The 23,166-nt window shown below is 57.6% G+C and carries 13 protein-coding genes and 2 pseudogenes; 9 read left to right on the top strand and 6 right to left on the bottom strand.

Translation table 11 applies throughout. From position 1 onward, the window contains the following. Nucleotides 1–258: 258 nt before the first annotated feature. Entirely contained in the window at nt 259–579 is a 321-nt protein-coding gene (locus Q2M23_RS20820) for a hypothetical protein (RefSeq protein WP_316396847.1), read from the bottom strand. 827 nt (nt 580–1,406) lie between these two features. Between Q2M23_RS20820 and Q2M23_RS20815 the strand changes: the two genes are divergently transcribed. The 7 genes and pseudogenes from Q2M23_RS20815 to Q2M23_RS20785 all read left to right on the top strand — a co-directional run bounded on the left by Q2M23_RS20815 (nt 1,407) and on the right by Q2M23_RS20785 (nt 8,865). Continuing rightward, nucleotides 1,407–2,117 (top strand): hypothetical protein, encoded by a 711-nt coding sequence (locus tag Q2M23_RS20815; protein ID WP_316396846.1) that lies wholly within the window; start codon nt 1,407–1,409, stop codon nt 2,115–2,117. Between the two features lie 314 nt (nt 2,118–2,431). Beyond that, nucleotides 2,432–3,907, top strand: coding sequence for a pitrilysin family protein (locus Q2M23_RS20810; RefSeq protein WP_316396845.1), 1,476 nt, complete (start codon nt 2,432–2,434; stop codon nt 3,905–3,907). 56 nt (nt 3,908–3,963) lie between these two features. Beyond that, nucleotides 3,964–5,337, top strand: coding sequence for a pitrilysin family protein (locus tag Q2M23_RS20805; RefSeq protein ID WP_316396852.1), 1,374 nt, complete (start codon nt 3,964–3,966; stop codon nt 5,335–5,337). Nucleotides 5,338–5,803: 466 nt separating this feature from the next. Beyond that, entirely contained in the window at nt 5,804–5,959 is a 156-nt protein-coding gene (locus Q2M23_RS20800) for a hypothetical protein (RefSeq protein WP_316396844.1), read from the top strand. Nucleotides 5,960–6,370: 411 nt separating this feature from the next. Then, nucleotides 6,371–6,829, top strand: a pseudogene (locus Q2M23_RS20795) (helix-turn-helix domain-containing protein); the annotation flags it as partial. Nucleotides 6,830–7,335: 506 nt separating this feature from the next. Beyond that, nucleotides 7,336–8,085, top strand: coding sequence for a hypothetical protein (locus Q2M23_RS20790; RefSeq protein ID WP_057018235.1), 750 nt, complete (start codon nt 7,336–7,338; stop codon nt 8,083–8,085). Between the two features lie 60 nt (nt 8,086–8,145). After that, nucleotides 8,146–8,865 carry a hypothetical protein gene (locus Q2M23_RS20785; RefSeq protein WP_316396843.1) on the top strand — a complete coding sequence of 240 codons (720 nt, stop codon included), beginning with the start codon at nt 8,146–8,148 and terminating at the stop codon, nt 8,863–8,865. Between the two features lie 179 nt (nt 8,866–9,044). Here Q2M23_RS20785 and Q2M23_RS20780 read toward each other — a convergent pair. The 4 genes and pseudogenes from Q2M23_RS20780 to Q2M23_RS20765 all read right to left on the bottom strand — a co-directional run. Then, a pseudogene (locus Q2M23_RS20780) lies at nt 9,045–9,765 on the bottom strand (IS5/IS1182 family transposase); the annotation flags it as partial. A 195-nt stretch (nt 9,766–9,960) separates the two neighbouring features. Then, nucleotides 9,961–11,799: an NEL-type E3 ubiquitin ligase domain-containing protein gene (locus Q2M23_RS20775; RefSeq protein ID WP_316396842.1), complete on the bottom strand. Its 1,839-nt coding sequence runs from the start codon at nt 11,797–11,799 to the stop codon at nt 9,961–9,963. 830 nt (nt 11,800–12,629) lie between these two features. Continuing rightward, nucleotides 12,630–12,875, bottom strand: coding sequence for a hypothetical protein (locus Q2M23_RS20770; protein WP_225648923.1), 246 nt, complete (start codon nt 12,873–12,875; stop codon nt 12,630–12,632). 124 nt (nt 12,876–12,999) lie between these two features. Further along, a complete protein-coding gene (locus Q2M23_RS20765; RefSeq protein ID WP_316396841.1) occupies nt 13,000–14,661 on the bottom strand; it encodes a hypothetical protein in 1,662 nt (553 codons plus the stop codon). A gap of 2,667 nt (nt 14,662–17,328) precedes the next feature. Here Q2M23_RS20765 and Q2M23_RS20760 point away from each other — a divergent pair. Continuing rightward, nucleotides 17,329–18,399, top strand: coding sequence for a cytochrome-c peroxidase (locus tag Q2M23_RS20760; RefSeq protein WP_316396840.1), 1,071 nt, complete (start codon nt 17,329–17,331; stop codon nt 18,397–18,399). Nucleotides 18,400–18,868: 469 nt separating this feature from the next. On the opposite strand, the gene Q2M23_RS20755 is transcribed toward Q2M23_RS20760, so the two are convergent. Next, nucleotides 18,869–21,202 (bottom strand): S9 family peptidase, encoded by a 2,334-nt coding sequence (locus Q2M23_RS20755; protein ID WP_316396851.1) that lies wholly within the window; start codon nt 21,200–21,202, stop codon nt 18,869–18,871. A 1,329-nt stretch (nt 21,203–22,531) separates the two neighbouring features. Between Q2M23_RS20755 and Q2M23_RS20750 the strand changes: the two genes are divergently transcribed. After that, nucleotides 22,532–23,143 carry a hypothetical protein gene (locus Q2M23_RS20750; RefSeq protein ID WP_316396839.1) on the top strand — a complete coding sequence of 204 codons (612 nt, stop codon included), beginning with the start codon at nt 22,532–22,534 and terminating at the stop codon, nt 23,141–23,143. Nucleotides 23,144–23,166: the final 23 nt, after the last annotated feature.

The raw sequence follows: 23,166 nt of genomic DNA, 5'->3' as shown, positions 1-23,166 counted from the left end.
AACCCGCAATCCTCTCAGACAGGAGCCCGATCTTGCGATCCCTCCTCAATTGCCGCGTAAGCGGCTTCGTTCAATCCCAAATCGATTCAACCTAAACCCATCCCGCTTTAGGCTGACTATAAGCCGCCGCTAAGACTCAGGAAGAGACAATATGTGGTCGATAGGTACACGAATCGCCAGGCACACCATAGCGGTTCACCCGTCACCCTATCTTCCAGGTGTTTACGAGGCCGCTACCTTGCGATGGCCGGGAACCAGTCAAGCCTGCAATCCGACATTAGTGAGAGCTTTCGCGGTTTCAATTGAATAGATAAAATCCTCCGTGACCCGCTGCTTGGCGCCTTTCATCCAGGCCTGAAGAACGCCGATCTGGTCGGGCGCTGAAGTCGTGGAGGAGACTTCCTTGAAGAACTCCGTCAATTGTGTCGATTCGGTTTGAAGGCGCTCCTGCCAGTGCCAATAGGCCTCTGAGTACTTTTTCAAAAGCTCATTTTGCGTTCCGATGACTCGCTTGGTGAAGTCCTGAAACGCGCCGGCTGCAATGCCGATGTCATCGTTTATTCCGCTCTCTTTCGTCATCACCATCTCCTTTGTCGTTGTATAAGGACGACGACGCCTGAGCAGAGCCCACGCGTGTCATTCGTGGTCACCAATTGGCACGTCTGTGCTCTCGCCTACAATTGCGGGGCCAATCTGGTCCCTTTGCTCGACGAGCAAACGACGTGCCATAAAAGATCCCTGAGAGGCTGCCGTCCACGAACAGGAAAGACACGTGCTTGATACAGCGCTCCGTACGCCCTGCTAATGCGGCGTCGCCGTCGAGACATGAAAGTATCAAATCGGACACAGCAGAGCGACAGCAGTGGAGGGCGAATGGCAGCTCTCGTGCCGAACAGCGATGATGATCGACGGGAGCAATTGCTCATCGTTCCGATGTTCGGATCTATTTAACCGCTGACCGGCATCCTAGCACAATACGCTGCCTGGGCGCGTGCCCATTGCTCGAAGCTGCGCGACAGAAAACTGGTAGCGGTTCAAGATATAGCGCGCCCGAGCAGTCGGCCGATGGTGGCCTAGCGATACTATCCGTATTGATCAGTGCGCCTGGTCCAGTCGGCTTCGCGGAGAGGGCGTTCGAGCCAATCAGCGGTCATCATGAGTATATCGGCTTGCTTCGCACTGCGATGAGCTTGTGCTGGCTGTTTAACGGGGACGCTGGATTACGGCGAGAAGTGTATGCCCGGATAGCCCCCACCAAAACTTGGAGGCGACGACGTGCCCGTATGTAGCTAATATGGTTCTACCAGGGTTCGGGAAGACAATCGGGAAGACAATCGGGCGGGAAGACAATCGGGAAGACAAGAAGACAACTTGTCCGCCAGAGCGCTCGCGACGAGGGGACTCGGATGATCACGCCGGTTCGACGGAACTGGAGTCCAAAAGAATTGTTCAACGCTCTTACGCCTGCGATGTTCACCGCCGAACCATCGGCCATACGCGCACGCTGGGATAAATTGTGGCCTGATCTGTATACGGAGTATGACGCCCGATATTTGAAACAAGAACTAGCCGACCGAAACCTCATCGCTACCGATGAAGCTGCGGCATTTCTCGACGCCTGGGCGATCGATGAAGAGCGCCACACCGATGGCTTCATCCGCATCATTGAACTTGTCGCTCATGGATCCGAGAGGGATCTTCGAGAGAGATTGGACGCTCGACCGCATGATTTTGGTCCAATCACTGAGCACCTAACGGACGAATTCTCCCTCATGGTTATGATCGCATTTGACGAGATGTGCACTTGCCGCGCCTACGCAGCAGAAAAGCCGTTTTATGACGGTCTTGGGAACACTAAATTTCATCATTGGCTGCGGGAGGTCATTGCCGACGAGGCGGTTCACTCGATGAACGCTGTTAACGTCATCCGCGCGCGCTATCGCGACCGCATTGGGCAAGTCGGCCCAATTCTCGATAGCCTAATCCGCGCGAGCGCAAATCTACGCTATTCTGGCACCTTCGTCCTGGACTACTTCGGCACAGTGTACTCCAAGGAGCTCATCGCTAATTCTCGGCTCGCAACCATGAGAAATATTGCCAAGTCACTTGCGGTGTAGAGCGAGATTCTACCAGCGAGCCCTCGCGAAAGTTGATTCGGCATCATCGCGGCTCAATCCGTCCTTCCCTGTAAGTTGCTAATTGGCGCCAACCTTTGTGGGCTTTCGTGCGCAACGTCGTGCTCACGACATGCCGGCGCTTGATGTTTGGCCAGAACAACCGGGCCGGGTTTGTTTTGCGTCCGGATGGCGCGTCGTTCGGCCGTGCGCGGGCCATCGGGCAATTGGCCCGGCCTTTGCTCTATTGCTTGCCAAACAGTGTGCAGCTTCCCGCTTTGTCGGTCTGTCCGCCACAGCACGTGAATCTCTATTGAATGGAAGGCGATGCCATGAAGAACGGGCGTTCGGTCACCGCCACGGCGGGAGGTATCGCCACTGACGCCATCGGTTCGATGACGCGCACCGCCCTGGCGATCGAACACAGAACAGATGATAGCACGGATGGTAACCTATACTTTCCCGAGGAGGAGAGCGTCTTCGCCCAGAACACGGTCGCGTCAGATCGACCGGCTAGCTTTGTGCTTCATAACGGCCTGCAGGTGGTGGTGATTCCGGATCATCGGATACCCGTTGTGACTCAGATGATCTGGTATAAGGTCGGGGCCGCCGATGAGCCGCCGGGCAAATCGGGGCTGGCGCATTTCCTCGAACACCTAATGTTCAAGGGCACCTCCAAACATCCGGCGGATGAGTTTTCCCAGACCGTGTTGCGCGTCGGCGGCAACCAAAATGCGTTCACCGGAACCGACTATACCAGCTATTTCCAGCATGTGCCGCGCGAGCACCTCGGCAAGATGATGGAATTTGAAGCTGACCGCATGACCGGTCTCATGCTCAAAGATGAGAACGTGCTGTCCGAGCGCAACGTCGTGCTCGAGGAATTCAATATGCGGGTCGCAAACGATCCGGGTGCGCGGCTCGCCGAGCAGATGATGGCGGCGCTTTACCTCAACCATCCCTACGGCCGTCCTGTGATCGGTTGGCGGCAGGAGATCGAAAAGCTGCAGCGCGAGGATGCGCTCGCGTTCTATAAGCGTTTCTACGCACCGAACAACGCCATCCTGATCATCGCGGGCGACGTCGAAGCCAGTGAGATCCACGCGATGGTGGAGAAGAATTTTGGCGACATCCCCCCGCAGCCGTCGATCCCCGCTCAACGCCTGCGACCGCAGGAACCGACCCCAGCCGCGCTGCGCACCGTGACGCTGGCCGATCCCCGCGTCGAGCAACCAGCCTTGCACCGCTGCTATCTCGTACCGTCGGCTCGCACCGCGGCTGCCGGGGAGAGTCCAGTGCTTGAGGTGCTTGGGAAACTGATGGGCAGTGGCGTCAACTCATATCTCTATCGCGCGCTGGTAATCGACAAGCAGCTCGCGGTCAGTACATCGGCGGGCTACCACGCTAACGCATTCGACCCCTCGCAATTCGGGATTTCTGTCACACCAAAACCTGGCGTCGAGTTCGCCCGGATTGAGCGCGCCGTCGACGAGGTGATCGCCGACATTGCGCATCATCCGGCGACTGCCGAAGATCTCGAGCGGGTCAAGACCCGGCTGATTGCGCAAGCAATCTACGCCCAAGACAATCACGAAATGGTCGCGAGCTGGTATGGCCGCGGCCTGACGACGGGACGGAGCATCGACGATATCCGAGGCTGGCCGGACGGCATCCGCGCCGTCGGCGCCCAGCAGGTGCAGGCGGCCGCACGCAAATGGCTCGACAAGAGACGCTCGGTGACCGGTTATCTCATCAAAGAGTCAGCGCCACAGCACGGGGAGAAGCTGCAGTGACCTATTCTTGCACACGACGCGAGGTTCTCCTCGGCGGCGCGTCGCTCTCAATCGCGATGCTCACCTCGCCACCTTCGCTTGCCGCCATCACGACCAAGATCCAGCGTCTGGTCTCGTCTTGCGGTATAGAAGCCTGGTTCGTCCGAGATTCCACCGTCCCGTTGATCGCGATGGAATTCGCTTTCGGGGGCGGCGCGACCCAAGATCCCACCGACAAACCCGGGGTTGGCCACATGGTTGCTGGCCTGCTCAACGAAGGTTCCGGCGATCTCAACTTCAAGGCCTTTCATGAGCGACTCGACCGCCGCGCCATCGAGCTAAGCTTTGGATCGACCCACGATCACTTCTGCGGTGGCTTGCGCACCCTCGAGGACAACGGGGACGAGGCCTTCGACCTTTTAAGGATGGCGCTAACCTCGCCCCGCTTCGACCCCACCGATGTCGAACGGATCCGCGCCAGCGTACTTGCGCGCCTTCGGCATTACTCGACCGATCCATCATCACTCGCCGGTCGCAAGTTCCTTGAGGTCGCCTTCAACGATCATCCTTATGCCCGCCCAACCGCAGGCTCGGTCGAAAGTGTGCCGAAGATCGAAGTCGCGGACCTCAAGAGCCATGTCCGTCGCGTGATCGCAAGAGACACGCTCAAGATCGCGGTGGTCGGCAACGTCGATCCAGAGGTTCTCTGCAAGCTTCTCGACAAGACCTTTGGCGGCTTGCCGGCCAAGGCGGACTCGACGCCGGTACCCGACGTGGTCGTGGCAAAGCCGCCGCAGCGCGCATTCATTCCGTTCGATGTGCCGCAGACAGTCATGGCTTTCGGCGGTCCCGGCGTTCGCCGCAGCGAGCCCGATTTCATGGCCGCCTATGTCGTCAACCACATCCTCGGCGGTGCAGGTCTGAGGTCGCGGCTGTTCCGCGAAGTCCGCGAGAAGCGCGGGCTAGCCTATTTCGTACGTGAGCACCTGGTCTGGAGGACTCATTCGGCCATGTTCGTCGGCAAATGCGCGACCCGAGCCGATCGCGCCGGCGAGACGGTCGAACAAATCGAGAAGCAAGCCCGCCACATCGCCGAGGTAGGGCCGACCCAGCAGGAACTCGATGACGCAAAGTGTTACCTGAAGGGCTCGCAAATGCTGGCGCTCAACTCATCATCAAAACTTGCGCGCACGCTGCTGCAGCATCAGCTTGACAAGCTACCGATCAACTATTTCGAAAAGCACAACGCCGTCGTCGACTCCGTGAAGTTGGAGGACGCCAAGCGGGTCGCGCAGCGACTGTGGGGCCCGGGCCTGCTCACCATTATCGTCGGCCGCGCCCCCCTTGGCGAAGCCCAGTCGTCCCCTGTCCCATCGGTCACGACGCCGCCGCCACACACCGAGCAGCTAAGCGCCACGCCATCACCCACCTTACCGAAAAAACCCAATTAGCTTGTAGGTAACCCGGCTCGTAGCCACGAGGCTCACTCTCCATTTCTCCTTCCGGTGGAGAACTGGCACTTGGCAACCACAGGGGATCGAGCTCAACTCTCGGACTCACGGCTGAGCCGCACAAATGAGCGCTCACCGATTGTCTTGTTGCCGATCTTTCACTTCTGGCTCAAGCAGCGATCCCCGGCAACCGGAAGTCCTCACAGCACTACAAATCGCTTCTTTTGGAGGCTCCGGGACGAAGACGCAGGAGCTATGAAGTCGACGCTTCCTGTTTCCCCTCCTTACTCGATCTGCCGCGATAAGTATCCGCCTTTAGGCGCCTTACAGTTGTGCTCAGCTGGTGCTACCGTCGAGGAACAGCGTTATGTACCGTGGCGCCAGTGGATCGACACCTGCCCTACAGCGCAACCTCTAGAGGGTAATCTGAAGGGTCGGTGGCCCCATGGAGGACGTGGAGGCGGGTGTGAAGAAGCTTCATGCCGAAGCCGGATATGCGGTAGCAAAAAGTGCGACTGACGACAAGAAGCGCGATCTGTACGAGCATCTCGGCGCCCGTTTTGCAGCTTGCCGACCAAATCGAAAAGGCCATGACCAAACGGTCAGAGTGATCGGTCGATAAACGGTGCTGTCGGTATTAAATAAGGGGCCGATCCGGTCAGAGCAATTTCGACATCAGATGCACAGATCAGCCGGTGCAGGTCGTCGAGTGTACGCCGTGAAAGCCTCCTCACGTCGGGCGTGCGCGAGGCGGGCGCCCCTTAAGCCACTCAAGCAGCTTCACACTCTTGCGCCAGCGCTCCACGGCGACCGGATCACGATGGACAATCGTCAGATAGGCGCGCGCGGTCTGATCGGGAGCATATCGCCTTTGCTCCCAAAGGCTGGCCAATCTTACAGAGCAGCGCGGAGCAAATCCCTCCTGCGTTAGTCCGACCTTCTTCCGAATTGCCTTCACGTCCATCGTTGTGCGGCATGCTCTGGGCCAACGCACCCCAAGTTCGCGACGCTCTTCACACATACGACGCGTCAGGTCGCCGAGATTGAGCGCGGTGTAGCGAATCCAAGCGCTGAAAGACTGCAAAAAATCGCACGCGCATTCGGCTCCAGCTCGAATTCGTGCCGATCACGCCAACCACGTCCGCAAATTGCCAGGCTGAGCGCGCGGCCCGGAGCCTCGGCTCTGTTGACCTATTTGACGTCGGGAAGCGATGTCCGACCGACGTTCTTCAGGTGCTTTGGAGGCGAGCCTGATGGCAGTCTTCCATTGGAGATCCTCGCTTTACGCGCAGGCGTCACGTGGGCCGCTGTGACCCCAACAAGCATCTCGGACGCGGCCGCACGCAGCGGTCGGCCGCCGCCTTCTTCACGGGGCAACTTCGGCTCGCCGGGAGCTAAAGTGGCTACGCTTCCACTCCAGCGCTCAAACCTGCCGCGTGTCTTTCAACAGACCGATGGCTCGATACTTCATTGTCATCCTCGAACTGACTAGCCACGTCACCTGCCGAAGACGACCGCCATGACTGTCAAGTTAGATGTTTGATGATCGACCAAGTCATCACAGCCGTGCGACCCGACGGGCCGAACGCGTCTACGCAGCCGCGCGGCACTGCCTCGATCATGCTTCCACCAAGTCTACAATCTGATGTTACGTGAGCTTCAAGTCATGTCATGCTGGTCAAAGAGCTGGAACTGTGCAGTTGATGGTGATCGCGACGGCCATCACCTGCGCAGAGGCGACTCTTCGACTAATTGCTCTTTCAGCTCCTCACAAACCTCACGTGAAGCACGATCACGGGTGATTAGCTGCTGTTCTCGACTGCATCGCCGCTGCAATCAAAAAAGCTCTGATGGCTTGACGTTGGAAAACCTCATCAGTTGCGCCGCTCTCGGATCGAAGACTCGATTGCCCCTTCTTTCTGCCATGTTCACACCCAAAGCAGAGACTCGCCGTTTGCGCAGTTCGCGCGGCGATAGCGAGTGTCTCAGGAGAATTCCATGGTGAAGCCAGTTGTGATTGTGGTGGGCGCAGACAAAGGAGGAGTTGGCAAGACGACCGTGTCACGGACGCTCCTTGACTACTTCAATGTCAATAACGTGCAAACACGCGCATTCGACACGGAATCGCCGCGGGGAACGCTGAAGCGCTTCTATCCCGCAATCACCGAGATCGTCGATATGACGACGACTGCGGACCAGATGAAGATCTTCGATACCCTAAATTCAGGACTGTCCGTCACTGTCATCGACGCTCGGGCCGGCTTACTATCCACAGCGTTGGCCTCCTTGCGCGACATCGGCTTTTTGGATTCGGCCCGGTCCGGCCAGATCACCTTCGCCGTATTCCATATCCTGGGATCATCCATCGCTTCGCTGGACGAGATCGCCGAGACCGCAACTTTCATGGGCGGCGCAAAGTACTATCTGGTCAAGAACTTCATCAACGACACTCAGTTCTTCCAGTGGGACCAATCGACCTATAGTTCCTATTTTCACCGTATCAAGCATGCGACCGAATTGACCATACCGAAGCTCAACGAGATGGCCTATGAGCAGGTCGAAGTCGCTTCTGTCCCTTTCGTAGACTTCGTCGCCAATAAGGGGCGGAATGATGAGCCGGCGAACAACTCCTTCGTGCTGCGCGGCTATGTACGGCACTGGTTGGCAAATGTCTGGAGCGAATTTGATCGCATCAACCTGACGGAATTGGCCGGCGCCAAGTCAGCAGTCCGGAGTGCCGAGAAGTAATCGCATTATCGACGAGCGACGGGTTGAGCCCAAGCACGAAGCGAGATTGATCTGCTGGCTATGTTAGCGACACCCATCTATATCATCTGCTCTCCTAGCCCGCAGGTCGGCAAAACCCTCGTCGCTCGCCTCGTGAGCGAGTACTTGCTGCTGAAAAATGGCACGGCGCTCTCCTTCGATGTCAATCTGAAGGAGCCGTCATTGCTCGATTACCTTCCCAACATTACGGAGACCGCAGATGTGCTCGATACTTATGGCAAGATGCAGCTGATGGACCCGCTGATCATTCACGATCGGGTAGCCAAGGTGATCGACCTCGGCTTCCACGCCTTCGATGAATTTTTCAAGATGTGCGAGGAGATCGGTTTTATGAAAGAGACTGCGCGCTGCCATGTCGCGCCTATCATCCTCTTCGTTGCGGGCGCTGACCGAATCTCCTTTCGTGGCTATGAAATGCTGCGGCGGCAGATTCCTCCGGCGTCGCTGGTCACCGTCCACAATGAATTCGTGCTGTGCGGAGGATTACCTGAAGCGATGGATACAGAGCGGGTGCTTCGAATTCCCGCGCTGCCCCTGTTTCTAAAGAGATATATAGACCGACTTAGCTTTTCCTTTACCGGATATCTGCGCAACGAGAAGGACTGGTCCTCCGAACTGCATCAGTGGATCCGACGAAATTACACCATGTTTCGCGATTTGGAATCGAGCGTGATGCTGCGGGGGCCTTATCGATCTCGGGCGACGAATATCGAGAGCCTGCGGCGCACCAGGGTAACTTGAAGTTCCGGCTCGCCATCTATCTCGATAGGGTGCGTGATCGAATGCAATTGCGATAAGGATTCCATCTCGATTATGCACTCGTCCGTGAAGATCCGGTGCAGCGCCCGGCTCAAGCAATGTTGTGAACGGACGGTTTCGACGAAGGCGCGGATGACGCGCAAAAACTCTGCCAGTCATGGGAGGAGCAGTCCGAAGTTGTAGCCGGCGGCGGCAAGGACGACTTTGATGCGGTCGTCGAGGCGGCCCTTGAGATGGTTGCGTGCGATGTTCGCCCTTGACGTAGCTGATAACGGGCTCGATAGCCGCGCGACGCTTCATCTCGCGACGGATGGAGCGGTGACGCGGCTGACTGGCCCGAGATCCAGACCCTGAACCGATGCGGGTGGTTGTGACCATGATGCCTCTTTGTCGCGTGGATGCGGCGAGGCTCCACGCCGGTGAGCTTCTCCATGTAGGCAATGACAAGGCCGAGCGTGTGCCCGTCGAAGAGATTGCCATGCAATGCCTTGGCAAGGAGGAGGAACTGTCTGCCCTTTCGGAGACGTCAAAGGGTGGCGATACTGACCCTGCAGCCGAACTCGTAAGGAGCGCGGGCTTTGCCCTTGCCGTTGCGCTCGACCTCCGGCGCATGTAACGCATCGATCTTTGGACCGCGCTGATGCTGATCCTGGCTGCGCAACCGGCTGCGCTAAACCGGAGCAGTGGGCCGAAGCGAGCTTCCAGCATTGTATCGTCACCGATCTTGCGGCGGATATCAGGAATGATCCGGCCAAGCCGTGTCCGAAGGAGGCACCGGGCGCGCTTGAACTGATGAGCGTGAGTATAGCGGTCGATCATGATGGCTGCGCGCTTAGCGAGGCGTAGATAGGTCTGGCGCAACAGCACACAAATGTGCTTGGCGCCACCCGCATGCGTCGTCGCGCGCTCTTGGCTGCTTGAGAACGACCGGACAACCTATCTAATCCTGATCGCTCATACGGCACCAAGTATGCGGAAGACCCCTGATTGCCTGGCCCCGCCTACCCAGATTACCCCGCCGTAGTGACCCGCCGATAGGAAGCATCGGACTGGCAGGCCCTGGAATTGAATGCGGCTTCACAGTTGGAGGCCGCGCTCAGTAAGCACCTGGCGCATTAGCCCGCCCTTGATCTCGCTGGCGATCTCATTTGAGATCTCGGGTCCGAGCAACCGCTCGGCGTCCTCGTCGCCGATCAGTTGAAGACCCGCGAGCCGGTGATTCAGTCGGTGCTTGAACTCGTCTCCCATTGCTTCGTGGAGCCGGGTCTCCATCACGTTATGGGCTTCCGGTGCAATGCGCTTCACCACCACCTCCCAAGGTTCCCAGCGCGTCGCCAAATAGTTAGCGAATTCCGTCGCCTCCTTGTCCCGCACGACCGTTTCTGCCCTGTCGATATCAGCGTCGGTGACTTCCGAGACGTCGAAAAAGCGCATAGCTGGAGCGATGTGCTCCAGTCCCAGGCGCTCCCGCAGCTTCGTCTGATAGGCAAGGTAGACCTCGATATCGTCGACATCGCCGATGCGACCGTCGGCTTGCAGCGATTCGACCTTCTCGCGGGCAATCCCCTCCAGCGCGTCCAGGCGGAACATGACCCGGCCCAGATCGATGAGATCGGCAAGGCGACCGTCATTATCATAGACGCCATTCTTGACGTCCTCGATCATGCGTGCGTTTTGCATCGCGTTCCAGGTCAACGTGACCCGATCTTCGCACGTTTCACTGGCGTCAAGGGCCAGGTCGAAATACTGCTCGCGCAAGTTGCTGTTCGCCGCGGCCTGCCGCAGATCATTAATCACCGTCCGCCGGAACTCCTGATCGCTAGAGCTCACTGTTCTCGACAGCCGCTCGAGGAACCGCGCGTATTCCGGGGCTCCCCTTTCTTGTTCGAAGCACTGCCAGGTGGCCATTACCGATGGCTCGGCCTCGAGCCAGTCCGCGACAACCTCTTGCAGAGACCGCGGCTGGACTTCCACAGCTCCTTCGGCGATCGAGAAAAAGACCTGCGGACCCGCATAACCTGCGGCATGTATCGCTGTCGCCAGGCCGGCCTGCACCCAATCGGGGAGCGGGTTATTCTCCAGATCAACACTGGAGTCATGACTTAGCTGTGTCAGCAGGGTCTCGGGTACGCTGGTTAGCTGGTTGTTGCTGGCGCCGAGCCATAGCAGTTCGGGAGGCACCGTTTCGGGCAGACTGGTCAGCTCGTTATGGCTAGCGCTGAGCCATTCGAGCCCGGGGGGAAGAGGCTCGGGCAGAGCCGTCAACTGATTGTAATCGACGTTCAGGCGCTGGAGCCCGGCTGGAAGGTCGGGCAGACTGCTCAGGCGGTTGCCGCTGGCGTCCAGTTCCTCAAGCGTCGCCGGAAGGCGATCAGGCAGACTGGCCAGCTGATTGTTATCGACGTTCAGGCGCCGCAACCCGGGCGGTAACTGTGCCGGCAGGTTGGTGAGCCCGTTGCTGATGACATATAGCCGTCGCAGGCCAGCAGGCAGCTCAGGCAGGTTGGTCAAGTGATTATTGCTGGCATAGAGCCGCCGGAGACCAGCCGGAAGGTCCGCGGGAAGGCTGTCCAGTTGATTGTCATCGACGTTCAGGCGACGCAGCCCGGCCAGGATCGGTCCAGACAAGGCGGTCAGGGACAGCGATGACAGATCTAGGGCCTCATTGAGGTCGCCCGTCTGCCGCCAATCCATCGTTCGACTTACCGCCTGTTGACGATTCTCATGTTGCCCCTGCCCGTCTTCGGCAGCCCAGTCCGCCAAGGTCTCATGCTGCCGGCTGGATGCCTCACCGGCGAATGCCAGCGCATCCGTCAGCGCTTCGCGCCACAGCGTCGTGGCCGGAGCCCCCGGCTCGGACGTTTCCGAATCGGAAGTTTCGGAAGGAGAGCCTGAGCCAAGTTGTTCTGTATTCATCGACGCCGTTTCTTCCTGTCCAAATGAAGCGAATGCGTGCGGAGCCGCACCTTTAAGCCGTCAGGCCTTACTATGGTTGGCGTGCTCACCGGCTGATGACAAAGCCGGCGATCAAAGCGCGGTCACGACCCGCGATCGGCAAAAACGCCCAGCCGGTCTTTTCGGCCGGGCGACTGCAGCGGACGCAGAACGCCCCCACCAAGGCTTGGTGGTATCGCTTGATGATGATCCAGTTCTCTTCCGCCAGATCTGAAGCCGGACCTGTCCGCCAACCAGCAAAGATCTTCTGCTACGAGACGTAGCTGTCGATAAGCTGACGGGCTTCGGAGCGAGCAACAAGGGGCGGAGGTCTAGCCATCGGCCTCTCTCGACGCTTAGATGTCAACGGTGTACTGACGAAACGCGGACGAGGATCAACGGAGTTTGTAGCTTGGCAAATTGCTCGCTGTTCATGGCGCCTCGACGGCGGCGCTGAGACGGCCAGTTGCAGCCCCCGTTGCGCGCGAGGCCACAATTCCTGCCTGCTCGTTCAGACAGCCACATCGGTGCCCTAGGTTGAAAGCGCGCAACCCATGTAAGATCGCTCGCGCTTCACTGCGAGACGGGGCGCTCCGACGCAATCGGCAAGGGCTGGCTTATGTCTTCCTGGATGACGAACTCCAACCTATTCCGACATCTGGCGGCGAGGACCGATCCTCGCCAGATCGACTCACGTTGCCGCAGGCTTCGGCCAACGAAAGCTGACGACCTGGCACTTGCCGGAAGGCCTTTTCGGTTGAACAATTGAACAGCTGCATCTGCAGATGCGATGGAAGTCCTTAACCTCGACCTCAATGTAGTAGATCCGCGCCGCGACCGACAAACTCGAGCACCGAATGCGCCTCGTTGATCTCACGTGAGACGCGCTTCAATATCCGGATTGCCACCTCTTCCGTCGCGACCAGCCCCGCTCTCTCGCAGGCCAAGCCGAAATGATGCATCACCTGTTCATAGGAAGGCGCGACACGATTCTGCAACAAGCTGATCGTCAATGATGAGAGCATCTGCTCGACGACATCCTTCTCAGCCTGGACCAAGAACTACATCCTCCTGATTTTCTTTCGATTCTGTGAACTGTAGACGCCGCCGACGCATCACGAGAGCATCGCTGCGTGGGATTGTCGTATTGCGACGTCGCCGCATCATGCGCGTTGAACACGGCTAGGAAGAGATTTCTTTGGTCGATTGCCTCGTTTGGTTGGACCACTTCTCCCCCGTACGAGGCTGGGTAGCTTCACTTTGTATGAGTTGCAGCTCCCCGATGATCTTCGCTATCGCCTCATTGCCCGTAGCGCCTTGCGGCCATCTGCTGAAGTCATCCAACAGACTCTCCGATTCCGGCTTGGTAAAGTCAAAAAACCGGACACCGCGGCCAAGGACCTCATTAACGATCGCGATCGTGGCTTGCCGAGCCGCGCTCTCCTGCGGCCATCTGTTGAAACCGATCACCAGGCCCCTGAGGTCCTGGCCGGTAAAGTCTGAGAGCCCCGTCCTCCGCCCGGCGCGGCGAAGGACTTCGCCAGCGAGCACAACGGTCACTTGACCACAGGGCAGCTCCTCCGGCCAATTGCTGAAGCCGTTCACTAAGTTCGCTAGTCCCTGTTGTGAAAACTCGCAGAGCTGAGTGGCACGGCGCAGAACCTCACGAGCGAGTGCGACTACTGCGCGGCAAAACGCCGGCTCTTCCGGCCACTTGCTAAAACCGTTCACCAGGTTCGCCAGCCCCTGCTGAGTAAGATCGGGGAGTTGGGCAGCACGCCAAAGTACCTCGCCAGCGATCGCGACTGCCGCCTTACGACATGTCGCATCGTCAGGCCACTTGCAAAACCCGTTCACCAGGTTCGCCAGTCCCTGTTGACTATAATGAGGAAGCTGGTCAGCACGGCGCAGCAGCTCACTTGCAATCGCGACTGTGGCCTGACGAGAGACTGCCTCATCCGGCCATTTACTGAAGCCATTCACGAAATTTGCTAGATCTTGCTCGCTAAGCTCAGGAAATCGGGTGACCCGTCCAAGAACTTCGCCCGCGATCGCAATCGTGACTTGACCACAGGCCAGCTCTTCCGGCCACTTGCTGAAGCCGTTCACCAGGATGGCTAATCCCTGCTGAGGAAATTCGCAGAGCCTGCCGGAACGACGCAGAATTTCGCGTGCAAGCACGGCTGCCGCCTTGCATGAGGCCGCCTCATCCGGCCATTTGCTGAATCCGTTGACCAGGCTCACCAATCCTTGCTGTGTAAAGTCAGAGAGCTGGTGATGACGGCCTGCGCGCCGAATGACATCGCCCGCGATTGCAACCGCTGCCTGGCGAAACTCTGCTTCTTCCGGCCATTTACTGAAGCCGTTTATCAGCGCCGCCAGGCTCAGGTTGTTCAACTCTTGAAGCGGCCTGCTTTCGTCGCGACAAAACTTAGCTATTCTGATTGCCCCTTTGCGACATTCCGCTCTGTTGGAGTGCCGACCGAATGATGCTGCAAATATGGAAAGCGCCCTTATTCCGATTTTCCCAATCAGCGCATGGTCAAACAGCGACAGATGACAAGCTATTCTCTCGCATGCGTCCCGGCCGGCCTGACCTCCGGCCTTTCGGCTAACTGCATTGCACGTCGTGGCATAGCCCCACGACTTCCCGGCACGGATGCTTTCCTCGAAATTTGGCAGGAACCTAGATTGAAACTCAAGGGCTGCCTTTTGCAAAAAGACCGGATGGTCCGTCTTGCGCAGCTGCTTATCGCGCGCAACCACCACAGTTGAGAATTCAACGATGTCGCGAGCACGATCGATTTCGGTTAGCGCCGCGGTCAGATTGGCTTGAGCAGACATGGGATCTTCCGAGCTTTCGCCGCAGCGCCTTGTGCGGCCACGAGCTCAATGCGGCCGGTTTTCGCTTCTGGCTGATAGTAACCGCCTATGCAGTTTAGGCATCTGCTTGCGAGAGCCGGGCTGTTCACCGAAGGCGCTCTCACTGCGCGACGAGAAATGCGATTGCAGCCGCTGTCAGCAATTCTACGCGCATCATTCCATTACCTCGTGGCATATCGCGACTCCGGTGTTGCAGCGCAGCTGATAACAGCCAACACGGCATCGTCCCAGCCGATCGATGCACCTACTCGCCCCTGGCCCGCGAGTGAGACAATCGGCAACAGGAAGCTCGCTTGCCGGATCATATTGACTCACTCGATGGTCACGCCAGCCTGCCTTTGTCTTTACGGCTTTACATCCTACAACCTGACGCAGCGTGAGGTTCAAGCCATTAAATGTTGGCTTGCACTTTGCACGACCGACGATCGCAATGACTATCAGTGCAAGCCTTATTCAGCTCAAACGACTTAAACTGCCATTCTCCATCTGAGATCCCAAGCTCGCTCCTGCATTCGTCGATCGATTCGCGCGCAGGATATCGCGGTTGAACTCCTCTTATCTATAGGGGACAATACTTCCGCCACGCCATTTCCATGATGTCGGTGAGCGCGCGTCCCCTCCCATCGAGAAGACGATCGCGATCGTCCGCCGATAAGCGCGGGAACGGCAAGCGCAATGAAGCTGCGAGATAGCGTACGCCGCTCGAGGTCAACATCGCTATGCTTGCAGTCGCGAGCTCCCGCTCTGATCCCCTGTGGAGCGCAGGAATTCCGCAACTCGCACGATTGTAACGCAGAAAAACCGCAACGATCCGCGGCAAATTCCGGTCGCGCACTTAGCGCAAAGTGATATCGCTTGATAGGAGCCTTGAATACATCGAATCGCTCGCCACATGCGCCGGGCAATGACGACAAGTCGCACGTTCAGACGCAGTCCATCGCATAAACGCGGATGCAGCGACTGCGCAGTGCTGAGGCGTACGCGTTGTAATTCCAATGCCAACCGAACCTGCATTTGTGATGACTTCGATCGATGATAGATTAAGTGAAATCAGATGGGTGCGAAACGAGATCTGGCGCTGTCGTAGGCTGCTTAAAACGGAGCTGCCTCTCGAGGAGAGTGAGGCCGTTGAGAAGCGTCTGCTCGAACAGCTTTCCGCCTTCGAAAGGCTCCTGACGACCGCATTTCCTCTGGTCTTGAGTTCTGGGGTGCACTCAACGAGAAGCAGTCCCGTCAGCTCTAGCGAATCCATTGAACCGCTCGTTGAGGAGCCCGCAACGGCACCAACCGGTTCCTTCGGAAGCACGATCGGCGCCTAATGCAAGCGGCTTCCCGTGCTCAAGAAGCCCTCCGTTTTCACTCCCGATGCAGGACGATTGGGACGTTGTTGACCCCTCGTTTTTTCGATCCGCCCTTTCTCTGCGCCGCGATTGGCATCACCCGGCGACATTCGACACGTAGGAGCTTGAAATTATCCCTCAGGCAAAACATGGCCGCGTCCACATCGCCACGTCCTGTAAAGCGGTCACAGAAGCGCATCACGTCTGGTCTGCAAGACGTCAAGATCTCTTCTGATCTTAGTTCGCGGGCGCGAGCGTATCCCGCGCACCACGTAGCTGCGATCGCAATCGAAACAAAGGCGATTACATGGCGAGGCACACGGCAAGTCCAATCCCCTCGTTGTTTCTGTTTCAACAAACCTCTCTTGAGCTGCATACCCTTCACTGTTCCTCCCCGCGAGTATCATCTGTCTGGGAAAAGCAAGTCGCCGCATCACCGGGAGCAGTCTTCCACTGCGCACTCGGCATCATTGTTTCGGTACTAACGAATCGTCGGTGCATCGCGCGCACCAGGCCCTCTCGCCAGGCCAACACGGCTGGCAGCATTTGCAGCGTACGCAGCTCACTTTAGGTAATGCGTTAGTTCTTGTGACATTCGCGACGTTAGTTCCCAACATGACATTTCTGCAAAGGCGCCCGATCCTGCTTTGTGCTGCCTACAACCTGACGCTACGGTCGATTCAAGCATTTTAATCGCCGGGCACGTTCCAACACGTTTCAGGATGAGCATATCCATATTCTGATGGAAGACGCTAAGGCGAGCCTGCCGACAATTACATGCTTAGCGCCTGTCGCGCATAAGCAACGTCATCGCACGCTGGTCCATAACGGCTAAGCTGGGACAGCACGCATTGTTGAAGAATTTCGCAGGGGCGCATGATTTAGTCGCGTCGATCGCGCAACGGGTTGCGTCGAGGCAGCTCGCTTTGTTCGGTGTCCGACCTAGGTCGCAAGCCTGCCGCTCAAAGGCGCGGGATCGACAGTATACGACTTGGCCCAAAGGTTTGGATCGCAGGACTGAGCGTGGTGACTATGGACGATCGGCCGATTCCAAAACGTCCGAGCCGACAGATGCTATTTCCGTAATCGTTCAAGACAAATCAACGACCCACACCATTAACTCCACTGGCACGACGGTTGCTACGAACAGCGACAGCTGATGAGACCTGGGTGAGCATCCCGAAAAGATGCCATTCGTCTTTGGCTGCTGAGACTCATTCCATGACAACTGGCAACCGGGACGCCGTACTCTGTTCGCGACTTTCACAAATGACGCAGCGAGGCTTAGATGAGGAAATCAGCCGCACGAGAGCTTTGTATCGTCGGGAGGTTATGCGTTCTAGCGGCTGGGATTCTGACGTCGTCAAGGGCAGGAGCCGATGATGATTTGATGAGTGCGGCGAGACAGATTTTCAAGCCGATTCCATCAATCATTCCTGCGGTCAAGGACAACCCTATCACCCACGAAAAAGTCACACTTGGCAAAAGCCTGTTCTTCGATCCGAGGCTATCGGCGAGCGGGGTCATTAGCTGCAATACATGTCACAACCTTGGAACCGGTGGAGCAGATGCCGGCCCGCGGTCGATTGGTCATCACTGGCAGCTAGGTTCACGTCGCGCGCCAACGGTGTATAACGCAGTCTTCAATGTGGCGCAGTTCTGGGACGGGCGCGCGGCTGACCTCAAGGCGCAGGCCGCAGGTCCCGTCCAGGCCAGTGCTGAAATGAATGCGACGCCCACTCGCGCTCTCAACACATTGAATTCGATGACTGACTATATCGTCATGTTCAGCAAGGCGTTCCCGACCGATGCGACGCCCATCACCTTCGATAATTTTGCCAAGGCTATCGAGGCTTTCGAGGCAACCTTGATCACACCCGCCTCCCCGTTCGATCAATACCTCGAGGGCGATGCGTATGCTCTCAGTGATCAGCAGAAAGCAGGACTAAAGCTATTCATGGAAAAAGGATGCTCATCCTGCCACAATGGTATCAACATAGGCGGCCAGAATTACTTCCCGTTCGGTGTGATGGAACGGCCAACCGCAAACCTGCTGCCGAGGGACGACAAGGGTCGTTTCGCCGTCACCAAGGTGCCCAGCGACGAGTATGTCTTCCGTTCCGCGCCGTTGCGCAATGTTGCATTGCGTCCCCCCTACTTCCATTCAGGCCAAGTTTGGAGCCTCAAGCAAGCTGTTGGCGTGATGAGTGAGATACAGCTCGGCGCGAAGCTCGACGATACAGAACAAGACGACATCGTCTCGTTTCTAAATTCACTCACCGGGCAGCTGCCTAAGATCGATTATCCGATATTGCCCACGCGTACCGATACAACGCCAAAGCCGTCAATCGACAAATAGGGTTGTCACCTACCTGAGCCAGGCGTTCGTCAACTGCCAAAAGAGAATGGCGCGGGCACTCGTGCTTCCCGCAGCGAAGTCAAGATACATCATCTCAATCTGGAACTCACAATCAAGGATCCGGCTCTGCTTTTTTGCGGATACTCTCTCGGTTTTTAGCACACGCTTGCCTGAGCGCCTCCGCCTGTCATTTGGAGCAAAAGCACCAGGCGCGACGTCGCAAGGCTTCCGCAATGCCGATCGCGGCTCGCGCGGCGTTCGCGTTCTGATCAGGGGTAAAATTGATGAGGCCGCCGGAAACCCACCCTTGATCGTAGCGTCGGCAGGTGCGTGCGCCGATCAGGATGGATTACGCACGCCGGCATTTGGCGAATTCGGGACACCTCGTGGGAAATGGCAACGGCATACCACAGTTTCGAGAACGCACTCGTGGAGCACCACGGCCCGGGGCGTCGATGTCGATGGGAAGTCAGCCATCATGGCCTGATTTGCTCTTCGGTAGCTCAATTGGTTCCGCGTTCCAGTCTGGCGTTATTTGCTCGAGAATGTTACGGACGAAGAACTCCAGGAGCTTGAGCTGTGTATAACTGCCCGGTGCTCCGTGGTCTGCGCCTGGCACATAAAGCATATCGAAGTATTTTCCCGCTTTGATGAGCCGATCGGCAAGCTGGAACGTGGCGGACGGATCCACGTTGCGGTCCATTTCGCCGACTATGAGCAGCAGCTTACCTTGTAGTTTGTCGGCATTGTCGACGGCGGAGGATTGCGAATATTCCATGCCGACCGGCCACCCCATCCACTGTTCGTTCCACCAGATCTTGTCTAGCCGATTGTCGTAGCAGCCACTGTTCGCGACCGCGACCTTATAGAAATCAGGATGGAAAAGTAACGCGCTCACCGCGTTCTGCCCACCGGCGGACGCGCCAAAAATACCGACGTTGGATATATCATACCAGGAATACTTCGCGCTCGCCGCCTTGTGCCATAGGACCCGGTCGGGAAGGCCAGCGTCCTTCAGATTTTTCCATGCAATGTCGTGGAACGCACGCGAGCGGTGGTTGGTACCCATTCCGTCGATCTGAACAACGATAAATCCGAGTTGTGTGAGCGGCTCGATTGAAGCTGAGAAGGACTTTGGAACGAAGGAACCGGTGGGGCCCGCGTAGATGTGCTCCACCACGGGATATCGCTTGCGCTGATCGAAATTGATCGGCAAGTGAATGACGCCCCAGATGTCCGTCTCGCCGTCGCGCCCTTTGGCGTGGAAGCTGAGCGGTGGCTGCCAGCCAGCGGCAATGAGCTCGGAAATATCGGCGCTCTCAACCTGCATCAGTTCGGTATTATCACTGGCGCGGTACAGCACCATACGGGGCGCAACGCCGATGCGTGACCACAGGTCGACATAGTAGCGACCGCTAGGTGAGAACTCGATGTGGTGATTAGCTGGCTCAGGCGTCAGCGTCGTGAGTCCTTTCCCATCAAAGTCAATGCGATAAGCATGGACGAAATAGGGATCCTCCCCAGGATTCATTCCGCTGGCGCCAAACCAGATCTGACGCTTTATCGGATCGACACAATACACCGCACGGACCACCCATTCTCCTTTAGTGATCTGGTTCTTGAGTTCGCCTGTCCGGCCGTTGAACAAATAGAGGTGCTCGTAACCGTCGCGCTCCGAGGCCCAGATGATCTCGTTCCCATCATCGACGTCGTAGCGGAACGTTTTTCCAGTGTTCACCCGGTTCATCACCAATGGCTGGTAGTCGACAAAGGTCTTGCTGGCCTCATCAATCAGCGATCGCGCTTGGCCCGTGGCGGCATCGACCTCCACCAGACGATAGAGCTGATGCCCACGCTGATTGTATTCGAAGGTGAATCCCCGCCCATCCTCCCACCACTGGATCGCCGAAAGACCGTAAGGATTTTGGAACGCGGCATTATCGATTGCGATCGCGCGTCGGCTGCTGACTTCAAACAGCACAGGCTGGAGCAGCGCTAGGGTATCACCCGGTTTTGGATACACCATGGTCAAATGTCTGGGCTGACGCTGGTCCGCCGGCGATGATTCGAGGTAATGGACCTCCCGTTGGTGGCCTGGACGGACTCGGTAGACGGCTAGGTGAGTTGAAGCTGGAGACCATCTTAGCGTCGAGAGAGCATAATAGTCACTCTCAGCCCCGTCCCAGGTCAACGGGATGTCCTGCAAGCCGTCCTGGCTGCGCAGGAAGATATTGTAGTTTCTAATGTAGGCTAGCCATTTTCCGTCAGGTGATGCGCTTGTCTTGTCCGGATCGTTCTCTGCCGGCGGCGTGTCGTCGTAGGGGCTCTGCTGATAGGTGCCCGGATGCATGGCATTGCCTGTACAGGCATAACTTACAAGATCGCAGCTCCAATGCGTATGCTCGATGTTGAAGGTAATCTTGCCGCCCTTATCGGTCAGCTTGAAATGGTCGAACGGAAGATCCTCGGGCTTATAGTTCTTGTGGCTCGCCCTGTTCAGCGCCGCCGCGAGACCGGCTTGATCAAAAGCCGGCTGCTTTGAGCCTCTGTCCGCATCAACCAGCATGAACTGGTGCTTGCCTTGGGTCGTCCGCCGATAGACGAACGCCTCGCCCTCCCCGAGCCAGAACGGCACGTCGGGGACATTGACGGTAAGCCGGCCATATCGGTTCTCGATCGTGAGCGCCCGCTCGTAATCGGACCGCCCAACCGACGCATTCACGACTTCGTCTACCAGGCCGTGCGCGGCTTTGCATTCCTGCTGGGCCAACAGTGCAAGGATTAGGGCACCAACTTTGCACATGATGATCAACACTCCTGTCTTGCATGCCGACACCGATCTGAGATTTCTTCGCGGTATGCAATACTCCACGTGGCTGACCTTCTTGCACGTTAAGCGACACGAAACTTTGCACTCCGCCTCGGGGCAGAGCCGTATGGTACTCTGACGAACAATTCGTCGACATGCCTCACTTCCACGCCGCTTGTGGTGAGCAGGAACCATGCCAACAAACTAACTCGCAGGCCCTGCGGCTTTCTTGACCACGATGCCGTCAGCGCAACGAGATCGGTGGTGTTGAAACAAGGCATGCATCTGAGGCCGAGCACAACCCGCACGCTGCGCGTGATCATCTGCGGCCGACGACGCCGGGGAATGTCATTGCAAAGGTAACTATTTGTCGCGCCCCTTGACGAACCACTCCAACAAGTAACTCTGGAACTCCGGGTAGCGCGGGACTGAGTCGATCTATCGGTCGATACTTAGGTGAATCCGCCGACGATAACTACCTGATGCGCGGTGGATACAAACCGTAAAACGCTACTCTTAGATTTCTCTCGACACGCTGGCCGCAGTCCGCCGACGAAATGAATGCGCTGAGAGCTTTTCCGGCATGTGGCGAGATCGTAGACTAGATGGTCGGCCATCGCTCCCGGTCCCGACAAGCTTGACTCGCCGTTGGAACAGCCCGAAGCACAAATGGCGCCTGGCTGGGTCAGCCGTGAGAATCTTCCTGATAACCTCTAAGGGCGGCGCCGCACTGCTGGCGGGCCAGTCCGCGAGCTAGCACCGCGTGTTCAAGATGAATGCGCCGTGAGAAGCTAACAACGCGACGCCCGCCTCTTCCTTCGCCACAAACGCCGGCGTAGAGCGGTCCAGGCAGTTGGCGCAAGCGATTGATTGCAGATGAAACTGCCCTACGTGCTGGTGATGAGATCAGGGATCAATTGTGAATTCGCATTGAGATATCGCCCTCAGAACTGCAAGGACGATCGCAAAGGCTGTGGACGAGGGCTAGATCGTGATGCTCATGAGTTCACGATAGGGGCGCATCCTTGAAATGACCGTCCAAGAGGTCACTAAACTTCTGGCTAAGTGGCCAAATGAAGCCAATGAACGCCCCTCCCTTCGTCGGCGCAAAACAGCCGGACGATAAATCGTAATGCCGACCTCCGCATGAGCGGTGAATGTCACGGTCGCAGCCTCTCCAACCCATCGCAGCAAGAGCCGACAGTATCATCTTCAGCTTTATCCCGTCCCACCTGGACGGCCGGTTCGCGACGCGGATGTCTGCAACTCGACGACACCATGGGGCGATTCATACGCGGGGTCGGGGCGAATGCGAGCTTCACCATGCACGAGGTCTCCCCGCGCACCATGCTATTAACCGGCACGCAGATTGCTGGGCGAGGAGCAAGGAACAGCCGCGAGAAAAAGCGGCCGCGGCGGACCATCTTCGGAGTCCCAATGAGGCTTTTCCGATTGATTCTATTCGACCTGGCCTTGATGCTGCTTGCTCCTGAAGTCGCAGAAGCCATGAATGCGGGCGTCGGTGCACACTTCACATCGGCCACCAGCGCTGCGGCGCCGTTCGGGCGGATCGCCGGCCATGAGGCGGTATCAAGCTCTGGGGATAGTCGACGTGTCTACAGCCAAACGACGCAAGCCGCGCCCGTCCAGCCGGCGGACAAACTGAGTCGGACCAAGCTGGCCGAGGATGCCGCGATACTGGACGCCCGCCTTGCATGTGTGATCGGTAAGCGCTTCCGGCAGCGTTCGATTGCCACGATCCTCGATGAGAGGGAGATGCTCAAGATGCCGGCCGGCGTAACACCGTCGATCTGCAATGCTGCCGCGGCAGCTTTTGGCCTCCTCGGGGCGGACACGCCGCGCTGGAGCGAAACAGACTGGATTGTCGGCGGCATGGTGATCATCGCCTTTGCGATCATTCTCGTCGTGATTTGATGGAAAGATGCAGCATAGGCGCG

The sequence above is a fragment of the Bradyrhizobium sp. 33ap4 genome (assembly GCF_032654765.1).
Taxonomy (GTDB): Bacteria; Pseudomonadota; Alphaproteobacteria; order Rhizobiales; family Xanthobacteraceae; genus Bradyrhizobium; species Bradyrhizobium australafricanum.
This window is presented reverse-complemented; position numbering and strand designations above follow the sequence as displayed.

Coding starts and splice junctions, on each gene's coding strand:
- Q2M23_RS20785 (WP_316396843.1), top strand. CDS start 8,146: ATGTTAGCGACACCCATCTATATCATCTGCTCTCCTAGCCCGCAGGTC.
- Q2M23_RS20765 (WP_316396841.1), bottom strand. CDS start 14,661: ATGTCTGCTCAAGCCAATCTGACCGCGGCGCTAACCGAAATCGATCGT.
- Q2M23_RS20790 (WP_057018235.1), top strand. CDS start 7,336: ATGGTGAAGCCAGTTGTGATTGTGGTGGGCGCAGACAAAGGAGGAGTT.
- Q2M23_RS20805 (WP_316396852.1), top strand. CDS start 3,964: ATGCTCACCTCGCCACCTTCGCTTGCCGCCATCACGACCAAGATCCAG.
- Q2M23_RS20775 (WP_316396842.1), bottom strand. CDS start 11,799: ATGAATACAGAACAACTTGGCTCAGGCTCTCCTTCCGAAACTTCCGAT.
- Q2M23_RS20755 (WP_316396851.1), bottom strand. CDS start 21,202: ATGTGCAAAGTTGGTGCCCTAATCCTTGCACTGTTGGCCCAGCAGGAA.
- Q2M23_RS20810 (WP_316396845.1), top strand. CDS start 2,432: ATGGAAGGCGATGCCATGAAGAACGGGCGTTCGGTCACCGCCACGGCG.
- Q2M23_RS20815 (WP_316396846.1), top strand. CDS start 1,407: ATGATCACGCCGGTTCGACGGAACTGGAGTCCAAAAGAATTGTTCAAC.
- Q2M23_RS20820 (WP_316396847.1), bottom strand. CDS start 579: ATGACGAAAGAGAGCGGAATAAACGATGACATCGGCATTGCAGCCGGC.
- Q2M23_RS20760 (WP_316396840.1), top strand. CDS start 17,329: ATGAGGAAATCAGCCGCACGAGAGCTTTGTATCGTCGGGAGGTTATGC.
- Q2M23_RS20750 (WP_316396839.1), top strand. CDS start 22,532: ATGCACGAGGTCTCCCCGCGCACCATGCTATTAACCGGCACGCAGATT.